20 protein-coding genes are annotated in these 22,989 nt (G+C 59.8%); 9 read left to right on the forward strand and 11 right to left on the reverse strand.

What is annotated here, in order from left to right; all coding sequences use genetic code 11:
• Nucleotides 1–145: 145 nt before the first annotated feature.
• Both CJU81_RS22155 and CJU81_RS22160 read right to left on the reverse strand, forming a co-directional pair.
• Complete coding sequence (locus CJU81_RS22155; RefSeq protein ID WP_095038262.1) at nt 146–925, reverse strand: OmpA family protein; 780 nt, start codon at nt 923–925, stop codon at nt 146–148.
• Between the two features lie 66 nt (nt 926–991).
• A complete protein-coding gene (locus CJU81_RS22160) occupies nt 992–1,405 on the reverse strand; it encodes a DUF4398 domain-containing protein (RefSeq protein ID WP_095028872.1) in 414 nt (137 codons plus the stop codon).
• Nucleotides 1,406–1,676: 271 nt separating this feature from the next.
• On the opposite strand from CJU81_RS22160, the gene ppc reads away from it, so the two are divergent.
• The 5 genes from ppc (at nt 1,677) to CJU81_RS22185 (ending at nt 7,379) form a co-directional block, all read left to right on the forward strand.
• Nucleotides 1,677–4,307: a phosphoenolpyruvate carboxylase gene (ppc, locus tag CJU81_RS22165; protein WP_095028871.1), complete on the forward strand. Its 2,631-nt coding sequence runs from the start codon at nt 1,677–1,679 to the stop codon at nt 4,305–4,307.
• 286 nt (nt 4,308–4,593) lie between these two features.
• Entirely contained in the window at nt 4,594–5,241 is a 648-nt protein-coding gene (gene adk / locus CJU81_RS22170; protein ID WP_095001284.1) for an adenylate kinase, read from the forward strand.
• A 95-nt stretch (nt 5,242–5,336) separates the two neighbouring features.
• Nucleotides 5,337–6,020: a tRNA (adenosine(37)-N6)-threonylcarbamoyltransferase complex dimerization subunit type 1 TsaB gene (tsaB, locus tag CJU81_RS22175; protein WP_095038263.1), complete on the forward strand. Its 684-nt coding sequence runs from the start codon at nt 5,337–5,339 to the stop codon at nt 6,018–6,020.
• 203 nt (nt 6,021–6,223) lie between these two features.
• Nucleotides 6,224–6,511 carry a hypothetical protein gene (locus tag CJU81_RS22180; RefSeq protein WP_095038264.1) on the forward strand — a complete coding sequence of 96 codons (288 nt, stop codon included), beginning with the start codon at nt 6,224–6,226 and terminating at the stop codon, nt 6,509–6,511.
• 4 nt (nt 6,512–6,515) lie between these two features.
• Entirely contained in the window at nt 6,516–7,379 is an 864-nt protein-coding gene (locus CJU81_RS22185) for a DUF72 domain-containing protein (protein WP_095038265.1), read from the forward strand.
• Here CJU81_RS22185 and CJU81_RS22190 read toward each other — a convergent pair.
• Nucleotides 7,376–7,996 carry an energy transducer TonB gene (locus CJU81_RS22190; RefSeq protein WP_095038266.1) on the reverse strand — a complete coding sequence of 207 codons (621 nt, stop codon included), beginning with the start codon at nt 7,994–7,996 and terminating at the stop codon, nt 7,376–7,378. The genes CJU81_RS22185 and CJU81_RS22190 overlap by 4 nt on opposite strands.
• A gap of 93 nt (nt 7,997–8,089) precedes the next feature.
• On the opposite strand from CJU81_RS22190, the gene CJU81_RS22195 reads away from it, so the two are divergent.
• Entirely contained in the window at nt 8,090–8,872 is a 783-nt protein-coding gene (locus CJU81_RS22195) for a class I SAM-dependent methyltransferase (protein ID WP_095028866.1), read from the forward strand.
• Nucleotides 8,873–8,940: 68 nt separating this feature from the next.
• Here CJU81_RS22195 and CJU81_RS22200 read toward each other — a convergent pair whose 3' ends face one another.
• Nucleotides 8,941–9,579 (reverse strand): TetR/AcrR family transcriptional regulator, encoded by a 639-nt coding sequence (locus tag CJU81_RS22200; protein ID WP_095038267.1) that lies wholly within the window; start codon nt 9,577–9,579, stop codon nt 8,941–8,943.
• 89 nt (nt 9,580–9,668) lie between these two features.
• Between CJU81_RS22200 and CJU81_RS22205 the strand changes: the two genes are divergently transcribed.
• Nucleotides 9,669–10,769 carry an efflux RND transporter periplasmic adaptor subunit gene (locus CJU81_RS22205; protein ID WP_095038268.1) on the forward strand — a complete coding sequence of 367 codons (1,101 nt, stop codon included), beginning with the start codon at nt 9,669–9,671 and terminating at the stop codon, nt 10,767–10,769.
• Between the two features lie 5 nt (nt 10,770–10,774).
• Nucleotides 10,775–13,840 carry an efflux RND transporter permease subunit gene (locus CJU81_RS22210; protein WP_095038269.1) on the forward strand — a complete coding sequence of 1,022 codons (3,066 nt, stop codon included), beginning with the start codon at nt 10,775–10,777 and terminating at the stop codon, nt 13,838–13,840.
• Between the two features lie 66 nt (nt 13,841–13,906).
• Here the strand turns inward: CJU81_RS22210 and CJU81_RS22215 are convergent, their stop codons facing one another.
• The 3 genes from CJU81_RS22215 to plsB all read right to left on the reverse strand — a co-directional run bounded on the left by CJU81_RS22215 (nt 13,907) and on the right by plsB (nt 17,227).
• Nucleotides 13,907–14,305, reverse strand: a complete 399-nt coding sequence (locus CJU81_RS22215) for a YbaY family lipoprotein (RefSeq protein WP_095028862.1) — start codon at nt 14,303–14,305, stop codon at nt 13,907–13,909.
• Between the two features lie 123 nt (nt 14,306–14,428).
• A complete protein-coding gene (locus CJU81_RS24125) occupies nt 14,429–14,605 on the reverse strand; it encodes a hypothetical protein (RefSeq protein WP_176464896.1) in 177 nt (58 codons plus the stop codon).
• Between the two features lie 123 nt (nt 14,606–14,728).
• Nucleotides 14,729–17,227, reverse strand: a complete 2,499-nt coding sequence (plsB, locus tag CJU81_RS22220; RefSeq protein ID WP_095038270.1) for a glycerol-3-phosphate 1-O-acyltransferase PlsB — start codon at nt 17,225–17,227, stop codon at nt 14,729–14,731.
• Nucleotides 17,228–17,466: 239 nt separating this feature from the next.
• Between plsB and CJU81_RS22225 the strand changes: the two genes are divergently transcribed.
• On the forward strand, nt 17,467–17,676 hold the full coding sequence (locus CJU81_RS22225) for a cold-shock protein (RefSeq protein WP_095038271.1): 210 nt from the start codon (nt 17,467–17,469) through the stop codon (nt 17,674–17,676).
• A gap of 127 nt (nt 17,677–17,803) precedes the next feature.
• On the opposite strand, the gene CJU81_RS22230 is transcribed toward CJU81_RS22225, so the two are convergent.
• From CJU81_RS22230 to CJU81_RS22245, 4 genes are all read right to left on the reverse strand, one after another.
• Nucleotides 17,804–18,181, reverse strand: a complete 378-nt coding sequence (locus CJU81_RS22230; protein ID WP_016781968.1) for a hypothetical protein — start codon at nt 18,179–18,181, stop codon at nt 17,804–17,806.
• Nucleotides 18,182–18,261: 80 nt separating this feature from the next.
• The gene (locus CJU81_RS22235) at nt 18,262–19,071 is read right to left on the reverse strand and encodes a putative RNA methyltransferase (protein WP_095038272.1); all 810 of its coding nucleotides are present in this window, start codon (nt 19,069–19,071) and stop codon (nt 18,262–18,264) included.
• A complete protein-coding gene (gene dapE / locus CJU81_RS22240) occupies nt 19,071–20,222 on the reverse strand; it encodes a succinyl-diaminopimelate desuccinylase (RefSeq protein ID WP_095038273.1) in 1,152 nt (383 codons plus the stop codon). Before dapE ends, CJU81_RS22235 begins: the two co-directional genes overlap by 1 nt.
• A 95-nt stretch (nt 20,223–20,317) precedes the next feature.
• On the reverse strand, nt 20,318–22,909 hold the full coding sequence (locus CJU81_RS22245) for a glycosyltransferase (protein ID WP_095028858.1): 2,592 nt from the start codon (nt 22,907–22,909) through the stop codon (nt 20,318–20,320).
• Nucleotides 22,910–22,989 lie beyond the last annotated feature (80 nt).

The following is a 22,989-nucleotide window of genomic DNA, read 5'->3' on the forward strand; positions in this document are numbered from 1 at the left end:
GCGTCTCAAGCCTGTAAATGTGTAAACGATGTACCCGGTCAGATGTGTAAAGGATCTACCGGTCTCTACAGTGAGGGGCTCTTGATCTCACCAGCCGCCCAATAAAAAGCCCCGCCTGATCACTCAGGCGGGGCTTTTTATTGGCTTACTTCATGGTCGAACGGGGTGCTACCGGCTGGTTGTCGTTGGAGATGGTGACTTCAACACGACGGTTCTGGGCGCGGCCAGAGTCGGTGCTGTTGCTGGCCACCGGGTATTCCTTGCCATAGCCCTGGGCCACGATACGGGTCGGATCTACGCCTTTGCGCACCAGTGCATTACGCACCGACTCGGCACGGCGCTCGGACAGGGTCTGGTTGAAAGCTGCCGAACCAACGCTGTCGGTGTAACCCTCGACAATCACCTTGCGGTCCGGGTTCTGCAACAGGTACTCGGCCAGGGTGTTGATATTGCGCATGCCATTGGGTTGCAGCTCGGACTTGCCGAATTGGAACAGCACATCACCAAAGGTCACCAGCGTGCCGCGCTCGGTTTGCTTGGCGTTCATGCCCTTGAGTTGCTGGATCTGCGCATCACGGGCATCGAGCAGGGCCTGGTTACGCGCAGCACCGGCGTTTTTCAGGTTGTTTTCAGCAGTACGCAGCGCGATGGTTTGCTTGGCCACTTCCACACGCTGGTTGGTCAGGTAAGCCAACTGGTCAACCTTGGAATCGTCTTCCTTGTTCAGGTAAGCCTTCTCAGCCTTGTCCAGCCATTCGCTGGCGTCCTTGGTTTCCAGCGCTGCAACCTTGGTCGCTTCAGGGTTGGTTTGCAGGGCCGAGAAGTTGGTCTTGGCGTTTTCCAGATTGACGTTCGGCTGGTGCGAGCACGCCGCCAGGCCAACGCTCAGAGCCAACAGGGCAGGGATCATTACTGTATTGCGCATGATATGTAGTCCTTTCTATCGATTAGGAATGCTGTGTCGCCAGATGCAGTCAAAAAAGGGCAGCGTTTATTGAACGCTGCGCATGCCTTCCTGACGCAGTTGCTGAACGGCATTCTGAGCATCCTGAACAGCCTTCTCGGCCTTCGCCGCCTGGGCTTTGCGCTCTGCTAAGCGAGCGTCCCACTCCGCTTGTTCGGATAGACGACGGGCCTCGTCGTATTTTTTGTCATGCATGGCCAACTCGGCTTGCTTGAGTTTGTCCTGGGCCGATTTCATTTCCACCGGTGCATATTCAGTGGCGCCAGCGCTCACGGCGTTATTCACCGCCGATTGAGTCACGGCATATTGCTCTGATGGTGGATTGCCAGCGCAACCGGCCAGAACGAAGCTGGTGCCGATTGCCAGCGCAGCCAGTTTTAGCCCGCGCAGGCGAGGTGAGGTGGTTTTGACAGTGCGGGTCATCATGGTCTTCAACTCCATTGGGAAGCTCCTTAAAAACAGCAAATTCCATCACGACTGGCGAAGTCACCCGGAGTGTTGGAACACGAGTTCCAGCGGTGATGGTTACTGGCTGTGACCGAAGCGATTTTTGAATAGTTCAAAAAAAGATGGCATTTGGCCTAAAAGTTTTTTTGACCGATTGGTCAGCACATTTTTTAAAATCTGCGCCCCCCATGGCTTGCCACAGGCAGCGTTTGCAACGCACTCTTGGGGCACGAGCTGTCCCCGGATCCTGCTGGAGAAATTGCTGATGACCGATATTGATGCACGCTTGCGCGATGATGTTCACCTGCTGGGTGAGCTGTTGGGTAATACGATTCGTGACCAATACGGCGACGCTTTTCTCGCCAAGATCGAGCGCATACGCCAAGGGGCCAAGGCCGACCGGCGCGGCACCACGGGCGAGGAGTTGAGTGCGATTCTGGATGCTGTGAGCGACGATGAAGTGCTGCCGGTGGCGCGGGCGTTCAACCAGTTTTTGAACCTGGCCAACATTGCCGAACAGTACGAATTGATCCATCGGCGCGAAGAAGGCCAACCTCAACCCTTCGAAGCGCTGGTCTTGCCGCAACTGCTGGAACGTCTGCTGGCCGAAGGGCATGACCCGGAGTCGCTGGCGCGTCAGGTCAGCCGCCTTGAAATCGAACTGGTGCTCACCGCGCACCCTACTGAGGTGACCCGCCGTACGCTGATTCAAAAGTACGATGCAATCGCCGAACAACTGGCAGCCCAGGACCACCGCGACCTGACCCTGGCGGAAAAATCCGAGATCCAGCAGCGCTTGCAGCGCCTGATTGCCGAGGCCTGGCATACCGAAGAAATCCGCCGTACCCGGCCCACGCCTGTGGATGAGGCCAAGTGGGGGTTTGCGGTTATCGAGCATTCGTTGTGGCACGCCGTGCCGCACATGTTGCGCAAGGCCGACAAGGCCCTGCATGCGGCCACCGGCCTGCATTTGCCTCTGGAAGCGGCCCCGATCCGCTTTGCTTCCTGGATGGGCGGCGACCGTGACGGCAACCCCAATGTCACTGCCAGCGTGACCCGTGAAGTACTGCTGCTGGCGCGCTGGATGGCCGCCGATCTGTACCTGCGCGATCTCGACAAACTGGCCGCCGATCTGTCGATGCAACACGCCAGCGCCGAGTTGCTGGCCGCCGCAGGCGACAGTGCCGAACCGTATCGGGCCGTGCTCAAGCAACTGCGCGAACGCCTGCGGGCGACGCGCAGCTGGGCCCACAGCGCCTTGCACAGCACCCAGGCCGCACCGCCCGAAGTGCTGCAGGACAACCGCGAACTGCTGGCGCCGTTGCAGCTTTGCTATCAGTCATTGCATGCCTGTGGCATGGGGGTGATTGCCGATGGCCCGTTGTTGGACTTTCTGCGCCGGGCCGTGACCTTCGGCCTGTTCCTGGTGCGCCTCGATGTTCGCCAGGATGCTGCACGCCATGCCTCGGCCATGACTGAAATCACCGATTACCTGGGCCTGGGCCGCTATGAAGACTGGGACGAAGATGCGCGCCTGATCTTTCTGATGCGTGAATTGAACAACCGTCGGCCGTTGTTGCCCGGTTATTTCAAACCGGGTGCCGACACCGCCGAAGTGCTGGCGACCTGCCGTGAAGTCGCTGCCGCACCGGGCGCTTCGCTGGGCTCCTACGTGATTTCGATGGCCGGTGCTGCCTCGGATGTACTGGCGGTGCAACTGTTGCTCAAGGAGGCCGGGCTGGAGCGGCCAATGCGGGTTGTACCGCTGTTTGAAACCCTGGCTGACCTCGACAATGCCGGCCCGGTGGTCGAGCGCCTGTTGCTGTTGCCGGGCTATCGCGCGCACCTGCAGGGCCCGCAGGAAGTGATGATCGGTTATTCCGACTCAGCCAAGGATGCTGGCACTACGGCGGCGGCCTGGGCGCAGTATCGGGCGCAGGAGTCACTGGTCAATATCTGCCGTGAACAGGGTGTTGAACTGCTGTTGTTCCATGGCCGCGGCGGTACCGTGGGGCGCGGCGGTGGTCCGGCTCACGCGGCGATCCTGTCACAGCCGCCGGGCTCGGTGGCGGGGCGTTTCCGCACCACTGAACAAGGCGAAATGATTCGCTTCAAATTCGGCCTGCCGGACATTGCCGAACAAAATCTCAATCTGTATCTGGCCGCAGTACTGGAAGCCACTTTGCTGCCGCCGCCCTTGCCGGAGCCGGGCTGGCGGGTGCTGATGGATGAGCTGGCAGCGGACGGTGTTGCCGCCTACCGTGGCGTGGTTCGGGACAATCCGCAGTTCGTCGAGTATTTCCGTCAGTCCACTCCGGAGCAGGAGCTGGGCCGCTTGCCTTTGGGCAGTCGGCCGGCCAAGCGCCGGGCAGGGGGGATTGAAAGCCTGCGGGCCATCCCGTGGATTTTCGGCTGGACTCAAACCCGCCTGATGTTACCCGCCTGGCTGGGCTGGGAGACCGCACTGAGCCAGGCACTGGCTCGCGGCGAAGGTGAGCAGTTGGCGCAAATGCGCGAGCAGTGGCCGTTTTTCCGCACCCGTATCGACATGCTGGAGATGGTGCTGGCCAAGGCCGATGCCGATATCGCCCGGCTCTACGACGAGCGTCTGGTGAGCCCGGAACTGCTGCCATTGGGTGCGCACTTACGCGACTTATTGTCGCAGGCGTGTTCCGTGGTACTGGGTTTGACCGGTCAGGCGCAGTTGATGGCACATAGCCCGGAGACCCTTGAGTTCATCCGTTTGCGCAACACTTACCTTGATCCTCTTCATCTATTGCAGGCCGAGCTGCTGGCGCGATCGCGACGCCAGCAAGCGGCGCAGGACAGCCCTCTGGAACAAGCGTTGCTGGTGACTGTGGCCGGGATCGCGGCCGGCTTGCGCAACACCGGCTAGGGTAAAACGCTGGTAAATGTCGCGCCGCAGCGTGCAGGCACACGGCAGACCGGATGCCGATCCCTGTGCGGGCGCGACACTTTATTGTGGGGTTGCGACCTGTGACACCCGGCCGCACAGGCCCGTTTGGCTGTAATTTTTCCTACTTTGGGCGGCTTGTGTGGGCCGGGCCTGCTGTGTATCTTGATCAGCCCTTGGCCGTTTTGATGGCCAGAACCCGATTTTGAGATTGGCCCAAAGAGGCGAGTCTGTTGTCATTTAAATAAAAAATTTGAGGAGCACATCGATGCGCGTAATTCTGCTGGGAGCTCCCGGGGCCGGTAAAGGTACTCAGGCTAAGTTCATCACTGAAAAATTTGGCATCCCGCAAATCTCCACCGGCGACATGTTGCGTGCAGCCGTGAAAGCCGGCACCGAACTGGGCCTGATCGCCAAAGGCGTGATGGACAGCGGCGGTCTGGTTTCCGATGACCTGATCATCAACCTGGTGAAAGAGCGTATTGCTCAGCCGGATTGCGTCAACGGTTTCCTGTTCGACGGTTTCCCGCGCACCATCCCGCAGGCTGAAGCCCTGGTCAAAGCCGGTGTCGAGCTGGACCACGTGCTGGAAATCGCCGTTGAAGACGAAGAGATCGTCCAGCGCATTGCTGGCCGTCGCGTACACGAAGCCTCTGGCCGCGTTTACCACACCGTCTACAACCCGCCAAAAGTTGAAGGCAAGGACGATGTGACCGGCGAAGACCTGGTACAGCGCAAGGACGATACCGAAGAAACCGTTCGTCACCGTCTGTCTGTTTACCATTCGCAAACCAAGCCGCTGGTGGACTTCTACCAGAAGCTGGCCGCTGCCCAGGGCAAGCCCAAGTACAGCCACGTTGAAGGCGTTGGCTCGGTAGAATCGATCACGGCCAAGGTGCTTGAAGCACTGAGCTGATTAGTCGATTTTGCGTCATGACAACAGCCCGCTTGCGGGCTGTTGTTGTTTATACTGCTGCACTTTTTTCAATTCTGATTCTGACGGGAACACCGATGACCACCTTGCTGGCCCTGGATACCGCGACTGAAGCTTGCTCAGTTGCCTTGTTGCACGATGGCAAGGTTACTAGCCACTACGAGGTGATCCCGCGCCTGCATGCGCAAAAGCTGTTACCGATGATCAAGGACCTGCTGGCTGCGGCCGGTGTGGAACTGTCGGCGGTGGAGGCCATTGCCTTCGGTCGCGGACCTGGTGCCTTTACCGGTGTGCGTATCGCCATTGGTGTGGTGCAGGGCCTGGCCTTTGCGCTGGAGCGCCCGGTGTTGCCGATTTCCAACCTGGCGGTCCTGGCCCAGCGCGCGCACCGCGAGCACGGCGCCACCCAGGTGGTAGCGGCGATTGATGCGCGCATGGACGAGGTGTACTGGGGTTGCTATCGCGAAGAGGCGGGTGAGATGCGTCTGCAAGGTGCTGAAGCGGTATTGGCACCCGAAGCTGCAGCCTTGCCTGATGGCGCCACAGGTGACTGGTATGGCGCGGGCACTGGCTGGGGTTATGCCGAGCGTTTGCAGGTCAAGCCGTATGCGCTGGACGCGGGCATGTTGCCCCATGCCGAAGACCTGCTGACCCTGGCCCGCTTTGCCTGGGCCCGCGGCGAAGCCATCCGCGCCGATGACGCCCAGCCGGTGTACCTGCGTGACAAGGTTGCGGCAACAAAGGCCGAACGTGGCGTTTGATCCGCTTTTGTAGTCGCTGCCGCAGGAACGAGGCTGCGATCGGCGACGAAGTCGTCGCGAAATCAGGCACGGCGGTGTGCCAGTCGAAACCCGTTGTCAGGGTTTACGACGGCTTCGCCGCCGAACGCAGGGTTTTCCCCAGTCCATTTGCTTAGTCTGGCCGGCGCCGCTAAATTGTATCTATCACCCCCGAGCATGCAGCCATGCGCATTGACGGCTTTTCTCCCCGGTCATACCCCATCAAGCGCAAACCGCGTAATGGTCAGGCGGTGGTTGATGAGTCGGTTGAAGACACAGAGGCCGCGCCCGACAACACCCCTCGTACATCCTCCGGCAACGAACGCATCAGCCAGTTGCCGGTGCGCTCGCAAGACATGATCTTCCAGCGTGCCATGAGCAAAAGCGCGGCCAGTGCCCTTGCCAGCTACCTGACCACCGCAGGCTTCGTTGACTGGGAGCAGGAAGTGCTGGGCCTGGATCTGTATATCTGAGTGTATGACTGAGCTTCCTTACTACCTGGGTTGCCCGTCCTGGAGTGAAAACGCCTGGCGCGAAGGCCTGTATCCACAAAACGCCCGCCCGGCGAATTTTCTGAGCCTGTATGCGCAGGTCTTCAATGCCGTCGAAGGCAACACCACTTTCTATGCCCGTCCCGCGCCAACCACGGTGCAGCGCTGGGCGCAAAGCACGCCCGAACACTTTCGGCTGACGACCAAGTTCCCAAGGGATATCAGCCACGGCGGTGATTTGCGCGAACAGTTGCATGCAGCAGAAGACTTCCTGCAGCTGCTGCAGCCTCTTGGAGTGCGTGTAGCGCCGTTTTGGCTACAACTGCCGGCAAGCTTCGGGCCGCAGCGCCTGGCTGAGCTGGTGAGCTTTGTGGACGCCCTGCAGCGGCCGCTGGCCGTTGAAGTGCGTCACCCGGAGTTCTTTGCCAGAGGCGATGCCGAGCGCTTGCTTAACCGCTTGCTGATGGATCGCGAGGTCGAGCGTATCTGCCTTGATCCGCGGGCACTGTTCAGTTGCGATTCGAGCGACCCTGCGGTGCGCCACGCGCAAGCGAAAAAACCCCGGGTGCCACCGCGTCCGGCGGCCTTTACGCAATGCCCTCAGGTGCGTTTTATTGGTCGCCCGGAGCTGGAGGCCAACGATCCGTATTTATTGCCCTGGGTTGAAAAAGTTGCGGGCTGGATTGAGGAAGGGCGTACGCCTTATATGTTTCTGCATACACCGGACAATCACCGGGCGCCTGAACTGGCGCGGCGTTTTCATCAGCAATTGAGTGAACGGTTACCGGGCTTGCCGCAATTGCCCGAATTGCATCAGCCGTCCACGGCCGAGCAGTTGGGTCTGCTTTAAGCCGCCAGACGCAGGTTATTGACCACCAGCGGGCGCGCCCAGCCCAGATCGAAGTCCATGGCCCGTTGTTGCTCGATCAGTGCCATGGCGTCGAAGGGCTCGGCGGGCGGTGGCAGCAGGTCTGTCTCGAACTCGGCGATCGGTAGATGCAGAGGGCGTGGCTCAGGTCCCGGTCCCGGATCAGGCAGCGGATGACCCTGAGCCATGACCAACGGCCGCACCCAGGTCGCGGTGAAATCCTGCTGATGCTGTTGAGCGATGATTTCTTCCGGCGGATAGGGCACCGCTGGCGGCGGCAGTAAATCCAGCTCGAACTCGGCAATGGGCAGGAACAGGGCTTGCGGCGGGCGCAGCTCGGTGTCCTGAACTTCGCAATGGCGCTGGGTGACGATAGTGCCCAGCACCTCGGTACCGCCACGAGGCTCGGTATTTTCATCCTTGATGGCGGGTGCTACATCGAGCGCGGCAAATGCTTCAGTACCGGACTGTTCTGCCAACGCCTGGGCGTAGAAGTCCTTCCACAGGTGATTGACGCTTCCTGTGATCTGAGAATTGTGTCGGCCAAAGTCGCCAACTGGCGCAATAAAGCCGATAGATGCGCAATGAATGTCTGACATAGCTCTCGGTCGAGGCCCAGCTCTGGCAAAATGCCGGATATTTCATTTATCGGCAGTCTTTGCCGATCATTAAATTTTTGAGCGTGTTTTTAGATGATTGAGCAAACAGCGGGCTGTCGTATCAAAGTCGAGGCACTGGACGAGGCTTATCAGGCCCTGGCCGAGCAATGGGCTGAGCGTCTGGGTTTGTCGTTGGACGAACCGGACGCAGAGTTCGCCTTGCAGTTGAGCGCCCAGGGTTTGCAGTTGCAGCAGTTGGGCGCAGATGCGCCGGGCCCGGTGCGGGTCGACTTTGTCGAGGGCGGCGCGGCCCATCGCCGTTTGTTTGGTGGCGGCACCGGGCAGATGATTGCCAAGGCCGTGGGCATCCAGCAGGGCGTGCGCCCGCGGGTGCTGGATGCCACGGCGGGGCTGGGCAAGGATGCATTTGTGCTGGCCAGCCTGGGCTGCGAAATGAGCCTGATCGAGCGCCAGCCGCTGATTGGCGCTTTGCTGGAAGACGGGCTGGCACGTGGCCTGGACGACTTTGACGTGGCACCCATCGTCTCGCGCATGCACTTGCTCAAGGGCAATTCGATCGAGGTGATGCGCAATTGGGAAGGTGAACCGCCGCAGGTGATCTACCTGGACCCGATGTTCCCCCATCGCGAGAAAACCGCCCTGGTGAAAAAGGAAATGCGCTTGTTCCGGCCATTGGTGGGTGATGACAACGATGCCCCGGCACTGCTGGAGGCGGCATTGGCGCTGGCCAGTCACCGTGTGGTGGTCAAGCGCCCGCGCAAGGCACCCTGCATTGCCGGGCCCAAGCCGAGCCATGCGCTGGATGGTAAATCGAGCCGGTACGATATTTATCCGAAGAAGGCGTTGAAGCCTTAAACCCAGCAATAACCTCCAGTGGAAGCGGGCTTGTTGTGGGAGCGAGCAAGCCCGCTCCCACAGTTGCTTCAAACTGGCTGATAAGCCCGCATAAATATCCCCACCACTTCCTGCACATGGGACTCGCTTTCCTCAGGCCCCGGTGGCTCACCGCCGGCAAACAGCAGGCGAAAGTTCGGCGCACCCTTGAGCATGCAAAAAAAGTGCTCCGCCGCATAATGCGGGTTGTCGATCTGCAGCGCACCGCTTTGATCCATCTTGCGCAATAGTCCCTCCATCTCGTGCACCACGCGCTCCGGCCCGGCTTCCAGAAAGATCTGCGACAACTTGGGGTCCTGGCTGCCCAGGGCGACCATCAGGCGATGCAGGTTCAGTGACTCCTCACTGTTGATCAGCACCTGAAAGCCTCGGGCAATATTGAGCAATACATCCCTGATCGGCTTGCCTGCAGGCAATTCAAAAAACAACACCGGCAACTGCTCGGTGCATTTGGACATGATGGCCGATGAAAACAGGGTCTCCTTATCGGTGAAGTGGCTGTAGACCGTCAGTTTTGACACACCGGCCAGGCCCGCAACCGCATCCATGCTGGTGTTGGCATAGCCCTTGGTCAAAAACAGGCTTTTGGCCGCGTCGAGGATCGACTGGCGTTTTGCCAGGTCCTTGGGGCGCCCGAGGGGATTGGGGGGTAAAGGATTGTCAGACATATCCGTTTATTACTGGACTGGTGAGTTTAGTATTAATAACATGCTGCCAGTATAAATATTCCAAGCCCCATTAGCGAAAGGTCATCACCATGTTGCGCCATGCCTTGCCCCGCGCTGTGCCTGTGTGTCTGCTGTTTTTATTGTCTGGGTGTGGGCAGCAGGAGCCCGCAAAAATCAGCATCAGCCCGGCAATGGTGGTGCAACCGCAGCCTTCGGCTCTGGCCAGTCAAAGTTACCCTGGCGAAGTGCGGGCGCGGTTCGATCCGCAGTTGGCGTTCCGAATTGGCGGTAAAGTTACCAAGCGTTTGGTGGATGAGGGTGAGCGGGTCAAGGCCAACCAGCCGCTGGCCGAACTGGACCCGCAAGATGTGCGCCTGCAACTGGACGCCACCCGCGCCCAGGTCGCCGCCGGGCAGGCCAACCTGAACCTGGTGCGTGCCGAGCGCGACCGCTACAAAACCCTGCTGGACCGGCAGATGGTCAGCCGATCTCAGTTCGACAATGCGGAAAACCTTTACCGTTCCGGCGAAGCCAAGCTGCAGCAGCTCAAGGCCGAGCAGGACGTGGCCAGCAATCAGGCGAGCTATGCGGTATTGCGTGCTCCACAAGATGGCGTGATTGCCCAGCGTCAGGTTGAAGTAGGGCAAGTGGTCAGTGCCGGGCAAACGGTGTTCACCCTGGCCGCCGATGGTGAGCGCGAAGTGCTGATCAGCTTGCCGGAACAGGATTTTGGCCGCTTCAAGATCGGTCTGCCGGTGGCCGTCGAGTTGTGGTCGCAACCCGGCCAGCGCTTCAGCGGTCGCATCCGCGAGTTGTCGCCTTCAGCCGATCCTAAATCGCGCACCTTTGCTGCCCGTATCGCTTTCACCGCAGGCAAGGTGCCTGCAGAGCTTGGTCAAAGTGCCCGGGTGTTTATTCAGAGCGAAGGCGCCAGCTCTCTGTCCGTGCCGCTGTCGGCCCTGACAGCCGAGAACGGTGCGGCCTACGTGTGGCGTGTCGGCCAGGGCAACAAACTTGAACAAGTACCTGTGCGGGTAGGGCCGTTTGGCGAAAACAGCGTGCCGGTGCTTGAAGGTCTCAAGGCTGAGGACTGGATCGTTGCCGCCGGGGTGCATGTACTGCATCCGGGCCAGGAGGTGCGGCCGATTGATCGCTCCAACCGGGCGATCAATGTCGCGGCGAAGGAGTAGTCGCCATGGGTTTTAACCTTTCCGCATGGGCGCTGCGCAATCGCCAGATCGTACTGTTTCTGATGCTTTTGCTGGCGATAGTTGGCGGGCTGTCATACACGAAATTAGGGCAAAGCGAAGACCCGCCGTTTACCTTCAAGGCCATGGTAATCCGCACCCTGTGGCCGGGCGCCACGGCTGAAGAAGTCTCGCGTCAGGTCACTGAACGAATCGAGAAGAAACTGATGGAAACCGGCGAGTACGAGCGCATTGTCTCGTTCTCGCGCCCCGGCGAATCGCAAGTGACCTTTATGGCCCGCGATTCGATGCATTCCGACCAGATCCCCGAGCTGTGGTATCAGGTGCGCAAAAAGATCAGTGATATACGCCACACATTGCCGCCGGATGCGCAGGGGCCGTTCTACAACGATGAATTCGGCACCACTTTCGGCAATATCTACAGCCTGAGCGGCGAAGGTTACGACTACGCAGTACTCAAGGACTACGCCGACCGTATCCAGATCCAGCTACAGCGGGTCAAGGATGTGGGCAAGGTCGAGTTGCTGGGCCTGCAGGACGAAAAAATCTGGATCGAGCTGTCCAACCTCAAGCTGGCGACCCTGGGTTTGCCGCTGGCGGCCGTGCAAAAAGCCCTTGAAGAGCAGAATGCGGTTTCCACGGCGGGTTTCTTTGAAACGCCCACCGAGCGCGTGCAACTGCGCGTAAGCGGTAATTTCAAGACGGTTGAAGAGATCGAGCGTTTCCCCATTCGCGTCGGCGAGCGCACTTTACGCATCAGCGATGTAGCCGATGTGCGCCGCGGCTTTAATGATCCGCCGGCGCCGCGCATGCGCTTTATGGGTCAGGACGCGATTGGCCTGGCCGTAGCGATGAAGGACGGTGGCGACATCCTGGTGCTGGGCAAGGCATTGGATGCCGAGTTTGAGCGGATCCAGCAAAACCTTCCGGCCGGGATGCAACTGGGCAAGGTTTCAGATCAGCCTGCGGCGGTGAAAACCAGTGTCGGCGAGTTTGTCCAGGTGCTGGTCGAAGCGCTGGTCATCGTTCTGCTGGTGAGCTTTTTCTCATTGGGCGTGCGTACCGGCATGGTGGTGGCGCTGACCATTCCGCTGGTGCTGGCCATGACCTTTGCGGCCATGCATTACTTTGGCATCGGCCTGCACAAGATCTCGCTGGGTGCGCTGGTACTGGCGTTGGGCCTGCTGGTCGACGACGCGATCATCGCCGTAGAAATGATGGCGATCAAAATGGAGCAGGGCTACGACCGGCTTAAAGCGGCCAGCTTTGCGTGGACCAGCACAGCGTTTCCGATGCTCACCGGTACGCTGATTACGGCTGCGGGCTTTTTGCCGATTGCGATGGCGCAGTCGAGCACCGGCGAATACACCCGCTCGATTTTCCAGGTGGTGACCATTGCCCTGCTGGCGTCGTGGGTGGCTGCGGTGGTGTTTGTGCCTTATCTGGGCGCGCTGTTGTTGCCGGACCTGGCGAAGATTCACGCGGCCAAACACGGCACAGGGGCTGGCGTGCCTGACCCCTACGCGACGCCGTTTTACCAGCGCGTGCGGCGGTTGGTGGAGTGGTGCGTGACCCGGCGCAAAACCGTGATTGCCCTGACCGCGTTGGTGTTTGTGGGCTCGGTAGTGCTGTTCAAGTTTGTGCCGCAGCAGTTCTTCCCGGCGTCCAGCCGGCTGGAGCTGATGGTCGATATGAAGCTGGCCGAAGGCGCTTCGTTGAGCAACACCACCGATCAGGTCAAGCAGCTAGAGGCACTGCTCAAGGATCACCCCGGCATCGAGAACTATGTGGCTTACGCGGGCACCGGTTCGCCACGTTATTACCTGCCTCTGGACCAGCAGTTGCCAGCAGCGAGCTTTGCCCAGTTCGTGGTGCTGGCCAAGACCATCGAAGACCGCGAAAGCCTGCGCACTTGGTTGATCGATACGCTCAATGAGCAGTTCCCGACCATACGTTCGCGGGTGACACGCCTGGAAAACGGTCCGCCTGTGGGCTATCCGGTGCAGTTCCGGGTGACCGGTGAACATATCGAAGAGGTAAGGGCGCTGGCGCGCAAGGTAGCGGCCCAGGTGCGGGGCAACCCTCATGTGGTCAATGTGCACCTGGACTGGGAAGAGCCGAGCAAGGTGGTCAACCTCAATATCGATCAGGACCGCGCGCGTGCACTGGGAGTCAGCACGGCCAACCTGTCGCGCTTCTTGCAAAGTACCTTGCTGGGCTCAACGGTCAGCCAGTACCGCGAAGACAACGAGTTGATCGAGATCCTGCTGCGCGGCACACCGCAGGAACGTACCGAGCTGGCGCTGCTGCCGAGTCTGGCGGTGCCGACCGACAATGGCCAGAGCGTTGCCCTGTCGCAGATTGCGACCCTGGAATATGGCTTTGAAGAGGGCATTATCTGGCACCGCAATCGTCTGCCGACCGTGACCGTGCGCGCGGATATTTACGGCAAGGAGCAACCGGCCACCCTGGTGCAGCAGATTCTGCCGACCCTGGAAGGCGTGCGCGCCGAACTGCCGGATGGCTATTTGCTGGAGGTGGGTGGCACGGTGGAAGACTCCACCCGTGGTCAGGACTCGGTGAAAGCCGGTGTGCCGCTGTTTATCGTGGTGGTGCTGACATTGCTGATGGTGCAGTTGCGCAGTTTCTCGCGCATGGTCATGGTGTTCCTGACGGCGCCTTTGGGCCTTATCGGGGTGACATTGTTCCTGCTGTTGTTTGGCAAACCGTTTGGTTTTGTGGCGATGCTGGGCACCATCGCATTGTCGGGGATGATCATGCGCAACTCGGTGATCCTGGTGGACCAGATCGAGCAGGATAAGGCGGCGGGGCTGGACCCGTGGCGGGCGGTGATTGAAGCGACGGTGCGGCGATTCCGGCCAATTGTGCTGACCGCACTGGCGGCGGTGCTGGCAATGATTCCGTTGTCACGCAGCGTGTTCTTCGGGCCGATGGCGGTGGCCATTATGGGCGGGCTGATCGTGGCGACCGTGCTGACGTTGCTTTTCTTGCCCGCGCTGTATGCGGCGTGGTTCAAGGTGAAGAAGGTCTAACTCGAAAGCCCCTCACCCTGACCCTCTGCCGGAGGGAGAGGGTTGGGGTGAGGGCGTTCTTGCGAATTAGCGAATCTGATCCACGCGCACACGGATCGGCTGCTGGGTAGTGGTCGTCAGGTCGACGCTGTTGCGCTCGGTGTTGATAAACAGCAACTGGCCGTTCTCTTCAATCCGCGCGCTGATTGCGTAGGTGTGGCCGGGCTTGATTTGCGCCGGGTCATAGGTCAGGTGAAAGGGTAGTGGCACCTGGCCTTTTACCGGGCCGCTTTGCTTGGCCAGCGTTACCGCTGGAGCATCGGCCAGGGACACATCCTGCAGGCTCACTTCCAGTGTCGCCGTTGGCGGCAAGGCAATGCGTTGCAGGTAAAACACTTCGCCATCGAGACTGGCATGCTGGGTAGGGTTCATGGAACTACAGGCTCCCAGCAGGGCGGTCAGGCTCAGTAAAAGGAACTTTTTCATGTGGCAGACTCCGTTTCTTTTCCTGTGTAAGACATTTCACACTGGAGAATGAAGGGGATTCTAGCAATGAACTTGCCCTGAAGCGGCAAACCTGTGCCCGACAACCGCTGCTGTTTCAGTGGGTTATTCAGTCAGAGACTCATCCTGGGAGTCGTCAGCGGGGGTGTCGCGGCTGGCGGGTTGGATGCCATTACCGCCGTGGACGCTGCCGTCGGGATTTCGGATATGCCAGGGCGTGCCAGTATTGCCTGTGGTTTCAGTGGACGGCTGTTCGCCTGGTTTCTCGTTGTCTTGGGTCATTTTCAGACTTCCTTATCGTTGGTTTGCGTTGGATGTGTGCCGAAAAACTCGGCACACATCCAAGGCTAGTTGCAGATTGGAATGCTGAAATCGGTCGAGACGTTTCAACTCAACTTTGCAGGATTATCCGACGCTCTCGGAAATTTCCGCTGCATCTTCACTGCGATGCAGTGCCACCTGACGAATCGACAAGCGGATTTCGGCAGGCAAGACGCGTTTGGCAGCACCTTCGGCCAGTTCGCCGAGCAGTTCGTGGTAGCTCAATTTACCGTTGGCATCGCGGCGCAACACGTCTTCTTCCAGCAGGGTCTGGATAAAGTGACGGAACAGGCTCTTGTCAAAGAATTCCGGGGCATTGAGCCCATGCAGGATCGACAGGCGCTGGGCCATCATGGTGCACAGGTCTTCCAGTTCTTCAGCGCTCAAGGTGTTCTGGCCGCTATTGAGCAGCAAGGATATGGCCATGTAAAAGCGCTGCAGGGTTTGCGCAATGCTCTTGGACAGCAGGGTCAGCAACACAAAGTGTCGCGAGCTTGGCGCAGGGCGCAGGTACACGTCTTTTTCGAAGCGCAACAAGCCTTGTTCGACAAAGGCTTCAAGCCATTGGTCGACCACACCATCGAGTTCTTCTGCAGACCAGCGAATGAACAGTTCCGATTGCAGGTACGGGTACAGCGCGTGGGTATAGCGCAGGATCTGTTCGCGGCTCATGCGCGAGGTGCTCTGGAAGAAGCTGGCGAGCAACGACGGCAAGGCAAAGATATGCATCACGTTGTTGCGGTAATAGGTCATCAGAACCGCGTTCTGCTCATCCAGATAGAGGATCTTGCCCAGCGCATCGCTTTGCTCGGCCAGCAGATTCATGTCTTTGACATGCTTGATCAGTGCCGGGCCGTCGCCCTCGGGCAAGGTGGTGTACGGCGAGTAGGGCACTCGGCGCAGCAGGGCCAGATACAGGTCCAGCACGCGGGCCATTGCCTGTTCATCCAGGGCCAGGCGGGTAGTTGACAACAGTGCCAGCGCCACCAGGTTTACCGGGTTGATGGCCGCAGCTTCGTTCAGGTGCCGGGCAACCTTGTCGCCCAGACGGTTGGTGGTCTGGCTTAGCCATTCAGGGCGGTAGGACGGTGCAAGCTCCTGCTGACGCCAGCCCGGCTGCTCCTGCTCGAGAAACTCGGCAAGCTTGATCGGCTCACCGAAGTTGACCGCGACCTGACCGAACTTCTGTTTTTTAAGGGCGCCGATTACCTTGAAGATGTCAAAAATCGATTCTTTCTTCTTGCTGGCCCCGCGCAGCTCGCCCAGGTAGGTACGGCCTTCGAGCACGCGCTCGTAACCGATGTACACCGGTACAAAGACGATAGGCGTACGCGATGAACGCAAGAAGCTGCGCACGGTGATGGCCAGCATTCCGGTTTTTGGTTGCAGCATGCGTCCGGTGCGCGAACGGCCGCCTTCGACGAAGTACTCCACCGGGAAACCCTTGGTGAACAGGGTGTGCATGTATTCGTTGAACACCGAGGTGTACAACGGGTTGCCCTTGAAGGTGCGGCGCATGAAAAACGCGCCGCCACGCCGTAGCAGCGGGCCCAGCACCGGCATGTTCAGGTTGATCCCGGCAGCAATGTGCGGCGGGGTCAGGCCGTTGCGAAACAGCAGATAGGACAGCAGCAGGTAGTCGATATGGCTGCGGTGGCACGGCACATAAATGATCTCGTGGCCCTGAGCGACCTTTTGCACGCTCTCGATCTGGTTGACCTTGACCCCGTCGTAAATCTTGTTCCAGAACCAGCTCAGCAACACTTCAAAAAAACGGATCGCGGTGTAGGTGTAGTCCGAGGCGATTTCATTGGCGTAGCGCAGCGCAAGGGCACGGGCCTTGTCTGGCGAAATATTCTCGCGCTCGGCTTCATCGAGAATCGCCTGACGCACGGAAGGCTCGTTGACCAGGCCCTTGACCAGCGTGCGCCGGTGCGACAGATCGGGGCCGATGGTCGAAATTTTCAGGTTGCGAAAGTGCACCCGCAAAATGCGCTGGGCCATGCGTACGGTGCGTTCGTGGCCCTTGTTGAGGTCGACCAGTTCGCGCATATGGATAGGGGCCGAAAACTGCACACGGGTTTTGCGGCCCAGAATCAGGATCCGCAGCATGCGCCGCAAGCGTCCGGTCACGGCCCAGCTGTCGGCGAACAGCAGTTTCCAGGGGCTGGACTCGCTGTCGGGCGATTGGCCCCAGAACACGCTGACCGGGATGATTTGCGCATCTTCGCCCGGGTGCTGGCTCAAGCCGTCGACCAGACGGGTCAATACCGGCGGCGCCCCGCGCTTGTCCTGACGGCCCAGCCAGTCGGGCTCGGGGGTCAGGTAGAAGAAGGCGGCAGGTTCAATCATCTCTCCCACTGCAACAGGCAGTACCGGGCGCGGCAGGCCGGCCTTGGAGCATTCGGCGTCGACCACGGCCAGTTCGGTCAGCGAGGGCGATTGCAGTACATAGAACACCGGTCGGCTACGATCCAGGTTCAGGGTCAGCGAAGACTGGTTGATGGTCTCCGAGCGCACCCACAGGTACAGCAAGCGACGCAGGGCGCCAAATACAAGGCGGCGGAATGGGGAGGGGGTCATACGGCTTCTGCGTTAGTGGATTAAACGAGTGTTTACTCGATCGCGTAGTTTGCAGTATCTGCACAAAATCGGCAAAAAAGCGGCGAACTAATATTGATTGAGTGTTTTTTTGCCTGACTTATACTCGGTGGTCTTTCGCGATACTGCGTCAGACAAAGTTTTGCAGAGTCAGGTTCAAACGATAGTTCTCAAAGGGCCAGTTAACGAGCCCGATCAATAATAAAAAGGGGGGAAGTTCCATGACTACACGTGTAACGGGTAATGTGAAGTGGTTCAACGACGCCAAGGGCTACGGCTTTATCCAGTGCGAAAACGGGGCTGATGTGTTTGTGCATTACCGCGCCATTCGCGGTGACGGCCATCGCAGCCTGGCTGAAGGCCAGCAGGTCGAATACACCCAGGTCACAGGCGCCAAAGGCCTGCAGGCTGAGGATGTAGTGGGGCTGTAAGGCACTGCTTCCCCTCCCTGTGGGAGCGGGCTTGCTCGCGAAATGGGCGGCGCGGTATATCTGGTTGACCGCAGCGATACCATCGCGAGCAAGCTCGCTCCCACAAGGGATTTGTAGCGGGTTTTACTCAGGAACCGGTTTTCCAGGTGATTTCTTCCTGACCGTCTTCGCTGATGCGGATCCAGCGGTCGGCGTCTGCCTCACCCTGTTCTTCAACCCAGCTGCCCGGCGCGCAGCGCACTTCGATGTGCAGTGCCTCAAACGCGGCCTTGGCGCAGGCGATATCGTCTTCCCACGGGGTTTTATCGCTGTCCAGGTATAGGCTATTCCATTTGCCGACGGCTTTTGGCATCCAGGTCACAGGGACTTCGCCTGCGGTGCACTTCCAGGTTTCGCCTTTCTTTTTCCATTCCGTGCACGGCCCCAGCACGTTTGCCAGCCAGGCTTCGACGTCTTTGTAGGTGACGGCTTCTTTCAGGTAAATCTCGATATCGGGTTGGCGCATGGATGTCCTCACTGCGGGTCTGAAAAATCCACTCGCGGATTAGTCGGGCCAGAGGCATGTGCCCCTGGCCGTAAAGTTGGTTATTGAAGCACGAAGTAATCGTAGCGCATCGACACCGTCACCACTAAAGGCTCGGGGTGCTCGATGACTTCGGCACGCCGCTCGGCACTGGCACGCCAGCCGTGAGGGGTCATGGCCAGCAGGTTGGCGCGATCCTGGGGTTCGCTCAGGGTGAGGGTGAACTCCAGTGTTTCGCTGTGCTGTAGTGTCATGCCTTCGGGCACCAGGGCCAAATGCTTGTCATCAGCATAATCGCGCACTTCGTCGTACAGCCGCTCGCGCAATTGCATCAAGTGCCCACGCGTTGGGCCTACACGCATCAGGCCGCCCCCCGGGGTAAGCAGGCGCTTGGCTTCAAGCCAGTCAAGCGGGCTGAACACACTGGCCAAAAACTGGCAACTGGCATCGGCCAGTGGTACGCGGGCCATGCTGGCGATCAACCAGGTCAGTTGCGGGTTGCGCTTACAGGCCCGCTTGACCGCCTCGCGGGAGATATCCAGCGCGTAGCCATCGGCGTTGGGCAGTGCCTGGGCAATTTGCGCAGTGTAGTAACCCTCGCCACAGCCGATGTCGAGCCAGCGTTGCGGCGCGCGCTCGGCGGCCAACTCGGCCAGGCGCCTGGCCACCGGGGCGTAATGCCCTGCGTTGAGGAAGTCACGGCGGGCTTCAACCATTGCCTGGTTGTCGCCAGGGTCACGGCTGTTCTTGTGCTGCACCGGTAACAGGTTCAAGTAGCCCTGGCGGGCACGGTCAAAGCGGTGCCCGGCAGGGCACACGACACCATTGTCCACGGCATTGAGCGGTTCGGAGCAGATCGGGCAGGCGAGCATCAGGCGAGCAACTTGATCAGGGTCTGGTAGTAGATTTCGGTCAGCACATCCAGATCGCTGGCCAGAACCCGTTCGTTGACCTGGTGGATGGTCGCGTTGACCGGCCCCAGTTCTACCACTTGGGTGCCCAGGGTGGCGATAAAGCGTCCGTCGGACGTGCCACCGCTGGTCGAGGCCTTGGTCTCACGCCCCGTCACTTGTTTGATGCTCGATGATACGGCGTCGAGCAGTGCACCCGGCTCGGTCAGGAATGGCAGGCCGGACAATGCCCAGTCGATGTGCCAGTCCAGGCCGTGCTTGTCCAGGATGTCGGCCACGCGTTTTTGCAGACCTTCAACGGTGGACTCGGTGGAGAAACGGAAGTTGAACACCGCCACCAGGTCACCCGGGATCACGTTGGTTGCACCCGTGCCGGAGTTGAGGTTGGAGATCTGGAAGCTGGTCGGCGGGAAGAAGGCGTTGCCGTTGTCCCAGTGTTCTGCGGCCAGTTCGGCCAACGCCGGAGCTGCCAGATGAATCGGATTCTTGGCCAGGTGCGGGTAGGCCACATGGCCTTGCTTGCCACGCACGTTGAGCTTAGCGCCCAGCGAACCACGACGACCGTTTTTGACCACGTCGCCGACCAGGGTAGTGCTCGACGGTTCGCCGACGATGCACCAGTCCAGACGCTCGTTACGGGCTTTGAAGCGCTCGATCACGGCCTTGGTGCCGTGATGGGCCGGGCCTTCTTCGTCACTGGTGATCAGAAACGCGACCTTGCCCTTGTGGTCCGGGTAGTCGGCGACAAAGCGCTCGGCGGCCACCAGCATGGCTGCCAGGCTGCCTTTCATGTCGGCCGCGCCACGGCCGCAAAGCATGCCGTGTTCATCGATCAGCGCGTCGAACGGGTCGTTCTGCCAGGCCTGGACCGGGCCGGTGGGCACCACGTCGGTGTGGCCGGCGAAGCACAGTACCGGGCCTTCGTGTTTGCCGTGGGTGGCCCAGAAGTTGTCGACGTCCTCGATGCGCATCGGCTCAAGCATGAAGCCGGCATCGCCCAGGCGCTGCATCATCAGCTTCTGGCAATCGGCATCGATCGGCGTCACGGAAGGGCGACGGATCAGATCGCAGGCAAGTTGCAGGGTCGGCGAAAGGTCGGCGTGGGCCGTCATGGTAGGGACTCCGAAGCGGGACACAAGGCACAAAAGGGCGGTTATCTTAAAGCAAAACGGCGGCCAGAGGCCGCCGTTTAGTGGTTGCAGTCAATTTATGCAGCCGGTTGCTCTTGGGCTTCTTCTACCGGTTTGGGCAGCGAAGACATAAAGGCCATGATCAGCGCCGCCAGGTACGGCAGCGATTGCACCAGCAGCATCACCACCCAGAAACGCATGTCGTTGCTCGGCAAGCCCTGCACGAAGAAGATCCCCAGTGCCGCGCCCCAGAGCAACAGCATGATGAACACTTCTTCGCGGGCTTCCGAAATCGCGACCCAAAAGCCGTGGTTATCGGCGTTTTTAGGCGTACGGAAGAACGGAATGCTGGTCGTGAAGAACCCGTACAACACGGCTTTGGCGATGGTGTGGGACAACGCCAGCCCTGCCAGTGCCGCGGCGAAGGCGTCCTTGAGGTTGACCCCCACTGCACGGCGGTACAGGAAAATGATCTTGCCCACCTTGAACACAAACAGCGCCAGTGGCGGGATGGCGAAAATCAGCAGCGGCGGGTCGACCCGCGTCGGCACGATGATCATCGCCGCCGACCACAACAAAGCCCCGACGGTGAAGAAAATATTCATGCCGTCAGCCACCCACGGCAGCCAGCCCGCGAGGAAGTGATAGCGCTGGCCACGGGTCAGTTCCGTGTCTTTGCCCAGCAGCAGGCTGGAGGTGTGACGCTTGATAATCTGAATCGCACCGTAGGCCCAGCGGAAGCGCTGTTTCTTGAAGTCGATAAAGGTATCGGGCATCAGGCCCTTGCCATAGCTGTTGTGGGAATAGGCTGCGGAGTAGCCTTTTTCAAATACGCGCAGACCCAGTTCGGCGTCTTCACAGATACACCAGTCCGCCCAGCCGAGCTCTTCGAGCACCGAGCGGCGGGTCATGGTCATGGTGCCGTGCTGAATGATTGCATCGCGGTCGTTGCGGGTCACCATGCCGATATGGAAAAAGCCCTTGTACTCGGAGTAGCAGAGCTTTTTGAAGGTGCTTTCGTTCTGGTCGCGGTAGTCCTGTGGCGATTGCACGATGGCGATTTTCGGGTCGGCAAAGTGCGGCACCATGTGCTTGAGCCAGTTGCGGTCCACGCAGTAATCGGAGTCGATCACGGCAATCACTTCGGCATCCGGCGCGGTGTGCGGGATCAGGTAGTTCAGTGCACCGCCCTTGAAGCCGGCCAGGGGCGCGACGTGGAAGAACTTGAAACGTGGGCCGAGGGTGGCGCAATAGTCGCGCACCGGCTCCCATACCGCCGGGTCCTTGGTGTTGTTGTCGATGATCAACACTTCGAAATCGGGGTAGTCGAGGTTGGCCAGGGCGTCGAGGGTCTGTTTGACCATCTCTGGCGGCTCGTTGTAGCACGGCACATGGATCGAAACTTTCGGGCGGTAGGCATCGTCGGCCTCTACCGGTAAAAACTCCCGTCGGCGTTTGCGAATCCACACCGCCTCGGCCAGTTCATGGGCCTCGGTGAGCAACACAATGAACACCCCGAGCGCCCCCAGCCCGAGCAGGAAGCCCACGGTCAGGCTGAACCACGTACTGTATTGCTGGCTGTAGTCGTAGGCGATCCACACCAGTACCGAGCCGCACAGGAACGCGGTGAAAGTCAGGAAAGTGCGGCCACGCTGACGCAGGGCAGAGCCGTCGATCAGCAGCAACGCCAGCGACAGCAGGCCCATTACCACCGAGCCGATTGCCAGTACGCGCCACTGTGGAATCGCGACCACCGGGCCTTCAAAGTTGAATTTTTGCTGGCGGGCAGCGTTGTACACGCCCCAGTACGCCCCCACCGAACCTTCGTCGCTGGCTTTCCACGGCTGGTCGAAGGCTTCGATCACGAAGTAGTTGTAGCCGCGACGGTTGAGGGTGTTGACCAGCGTGCGCAGATAAATCGCCTGGTCGGCCGGGGTGGCGTCAGCGCCACCGCGCATGCGGCCGTTGCTCGGCCAGCCCACCTCGGACAGCAGCAGCGGTTTTTTCGGGAACATTTTTTTCAGGTCGCGGGCACGGTCCAGAACGAACTCACCGGCCTTGTCCACCGGGATAAACTCCCAGTAGGGCAGGATGTGCGCGGCGATCAGGTCAACGTGCTTGGCCAGTTGCGGGTATTTCTCCCAAATGTGCCATTGCTCGGACGTGGTGACCGGCACCTTGACCGCGGCACGTACCCGATCCAGCAGCACGATCAGGTCTTCAGGGGTGATTTCTTCGCGGAACAGGGCTTCGTTGCCCACCACAACCCGCACGACACTGCGCGAGTTGTTGGCCAGTTCGATGGCTTTCTGGATTTCGCGCTCGTTGCGCTCCAGATCCGGGCTGATCCAGATGCCGATGGTCACGCGCAGGCCGAATTCTTCCGCCAGCTTGGGAATATCACCCAGGGTGCCATCAACCGAATAAGTCCGGATGTTGTCGGTGAGCTTGCTGATGATCTCCAGGTCGCGACGCATTTCGTCGTCGGTCGGGTACTGGTCTTTCTGCGGGTACTGGCCTTGCTGGAACGGCGAGTACGAAAAACCGGAGATTTGCTCGGGCCAGTTGGGCGCAGAGACCGGGCGATTGATCAGCGCCCAGAAGCCTGTGAAGAGCGCGGCGATGGCCAGAACCACCACCAGATTGAGTCCAAATTTACGCGATGACATAACTATTTCGGGTTCCAAAGGGAGTGGAACGAAGATCGGTCGGCGGGTGCCAAACGGCGCGCATCCTACACTGTGCTCTG

The organism is Pseudomonas fragi (assembly GCF_002269505.1).
GTDB classification, from domain to species: Bacteria; Pseudomonadota; Gammaproteobacteria; order Pseudomonadales; family Pseudomonadaceae; genus Aquipseudomonas; species Aquipseudomonas fragi_D.

What these genes read in the sequence shown, in the direction of transcription:
- CJU81_RS22210 (WP_095038269.1), top strand. Translation starts at nt 10,775, where the DNA reads ATGGGTTTTAACCTTTCCGCATGGGCGCTGCGCAATCGCCAGATCGTA.
- CJU81_RS22160 (WP_095028872.1), bottom strand. Translation starts at nt 1,405, where the DNA reads ATGGAGTTGAAGACCATGATGACCCGCACTGTCAAAACCACCTCACCT.
- CJU81_RS22195 (WP_095028866.1), top strand. Translation starts at nt 8,090, where the DNA reads ATGATTGAGCAAACAGCGGGCTGTCGTATCAAAGTCGAGGCACTGGAC.
- tsaB (WP_095038263.1), top strand. Translation starts at nt 5,337, where the DNA reads ATGACCACCTTGCTGGCCCTGGATACCGCGACTGAAGCTTGCTCAGTT.
- CJU81_RS22230 (WP_016781968.1), bottom strand. Translation starts at nt 18,181, where the DNA reads ATGCGCCAACCCGATATCGAGATTTACCTGAAAGAAGCCGTCACCTAC.
- CJU81_RS22225 (WP_095038271.1), top strand. Translation starts at nt 17,467, where the DNA reads ATGACTACACGTGTAACGGGTAATGTGAAGTGGTTCAACGACGCCAAG.
- CJU81_RS22245 (WP_095028858.1), bottom strand. Translation starts at nt 22,909, where the DNA reads ATGTCATCGCGTAAATTTGGACTCAATCTGGTGGTGGTTCTGGCCATC.
- CJU81_RS22185 (WP_095038265.1), top strand. Translation starts at nt 6,516, where the DNA reads ATGACTGAGCTTCCTTACTACCTGGGTTGCCCGTCCTGGAGTGAAAAC.
- CJU81_RS22235 (WP_095038272.1), bottom strand. Translation starts at nt 19,071, where the DNA reads ATGCTCGCCTGCCCGATCTGCTCCGAACCGCTCAATGCCGTGGACAAT.
- ppc (WP_095028871.1), top strand. Translation starts at nt 1,677, where the DNA reads ATGACCGATATTGATGCACGCTTGCGCGATGATGTTCACCTGCTGGGT.
- plsB (WP_095038270.1), bottom strand. Translation starts at nt 17,227, where the DNA reads ATGACCCCCTCCCCATTCCGCCGCCTTGTATTTGGCGCCCTGCGTCGC.
- CJU81_RS22180 (WP_095038264.1), top strand. Translation starts at nt 6,224, where the DNA reads ATGCGCATTGACGGCTTTTCTCCCCGGTCATACCCCATCAAGCGCAAA.
- CJU81_RS24125 (WP_176464896.1), bottom strand. Translation starts at nt 14,605, where the DNA reads ATGACCCAAGACAACGAGAAACCAGGCGAACAGCCGTCCACTGAAACC.
- CJU81_RS22190 (WP_095038266.1), bottom strand. Translation starts at nt 7,996, where the DNA reads ATGTCAGACATTCATTGCGCATCTATCGGCTTTATTGCGCCAGTTGGC.
- CJU81_RS22215 (WP_095028862.1), bottom strand. Translation starts at nt 14,305, where the DNA reads ATGAAAAAGTTCCTTTTACTGAGCCTGACCGCCCTGCTGGGAGCCTGT.
- CJU81_RS22205 (WP_095038268.1), top strand. Translation starts at nt 9,669, where the DNA reads ATGTTGCGCCATGCCTTGCCCCGCGCTGTGCCTGTGTGTCTGCTGTTT.
- CJU81_RS22155 (WP_095038262.1), bottom strand. Translation starts at nt 925, where the DNA reads ATGCGCAATACAGTAATGATCCCTGCCCTGTTGGCTCTGAGCGTTGGC.
- CJU81_RS22200 (WP_095038267.1), bottom strand. Translation starts at nt 9,579, where the DNA reads ATGTCTGACAATCCTTTACCCCCCAATCCCCTCGGGCGCCCCAAGGAC.
- adk (WP_095001284.1), top strand. Translation starts at nt 4,594, where the DNA reads ATGCGCGTAATTCTGCTGGGAGCTCCCGGGGCCGGTAAAGGTACTCAG.
- dapE (WP_095038273.1), bottom strand. Translation starts at nt 20,222, where the DNA reads ATGACGGCCCACGCCGACCTTTCGCCGACCCTGCAACTTGCCTGCGAT.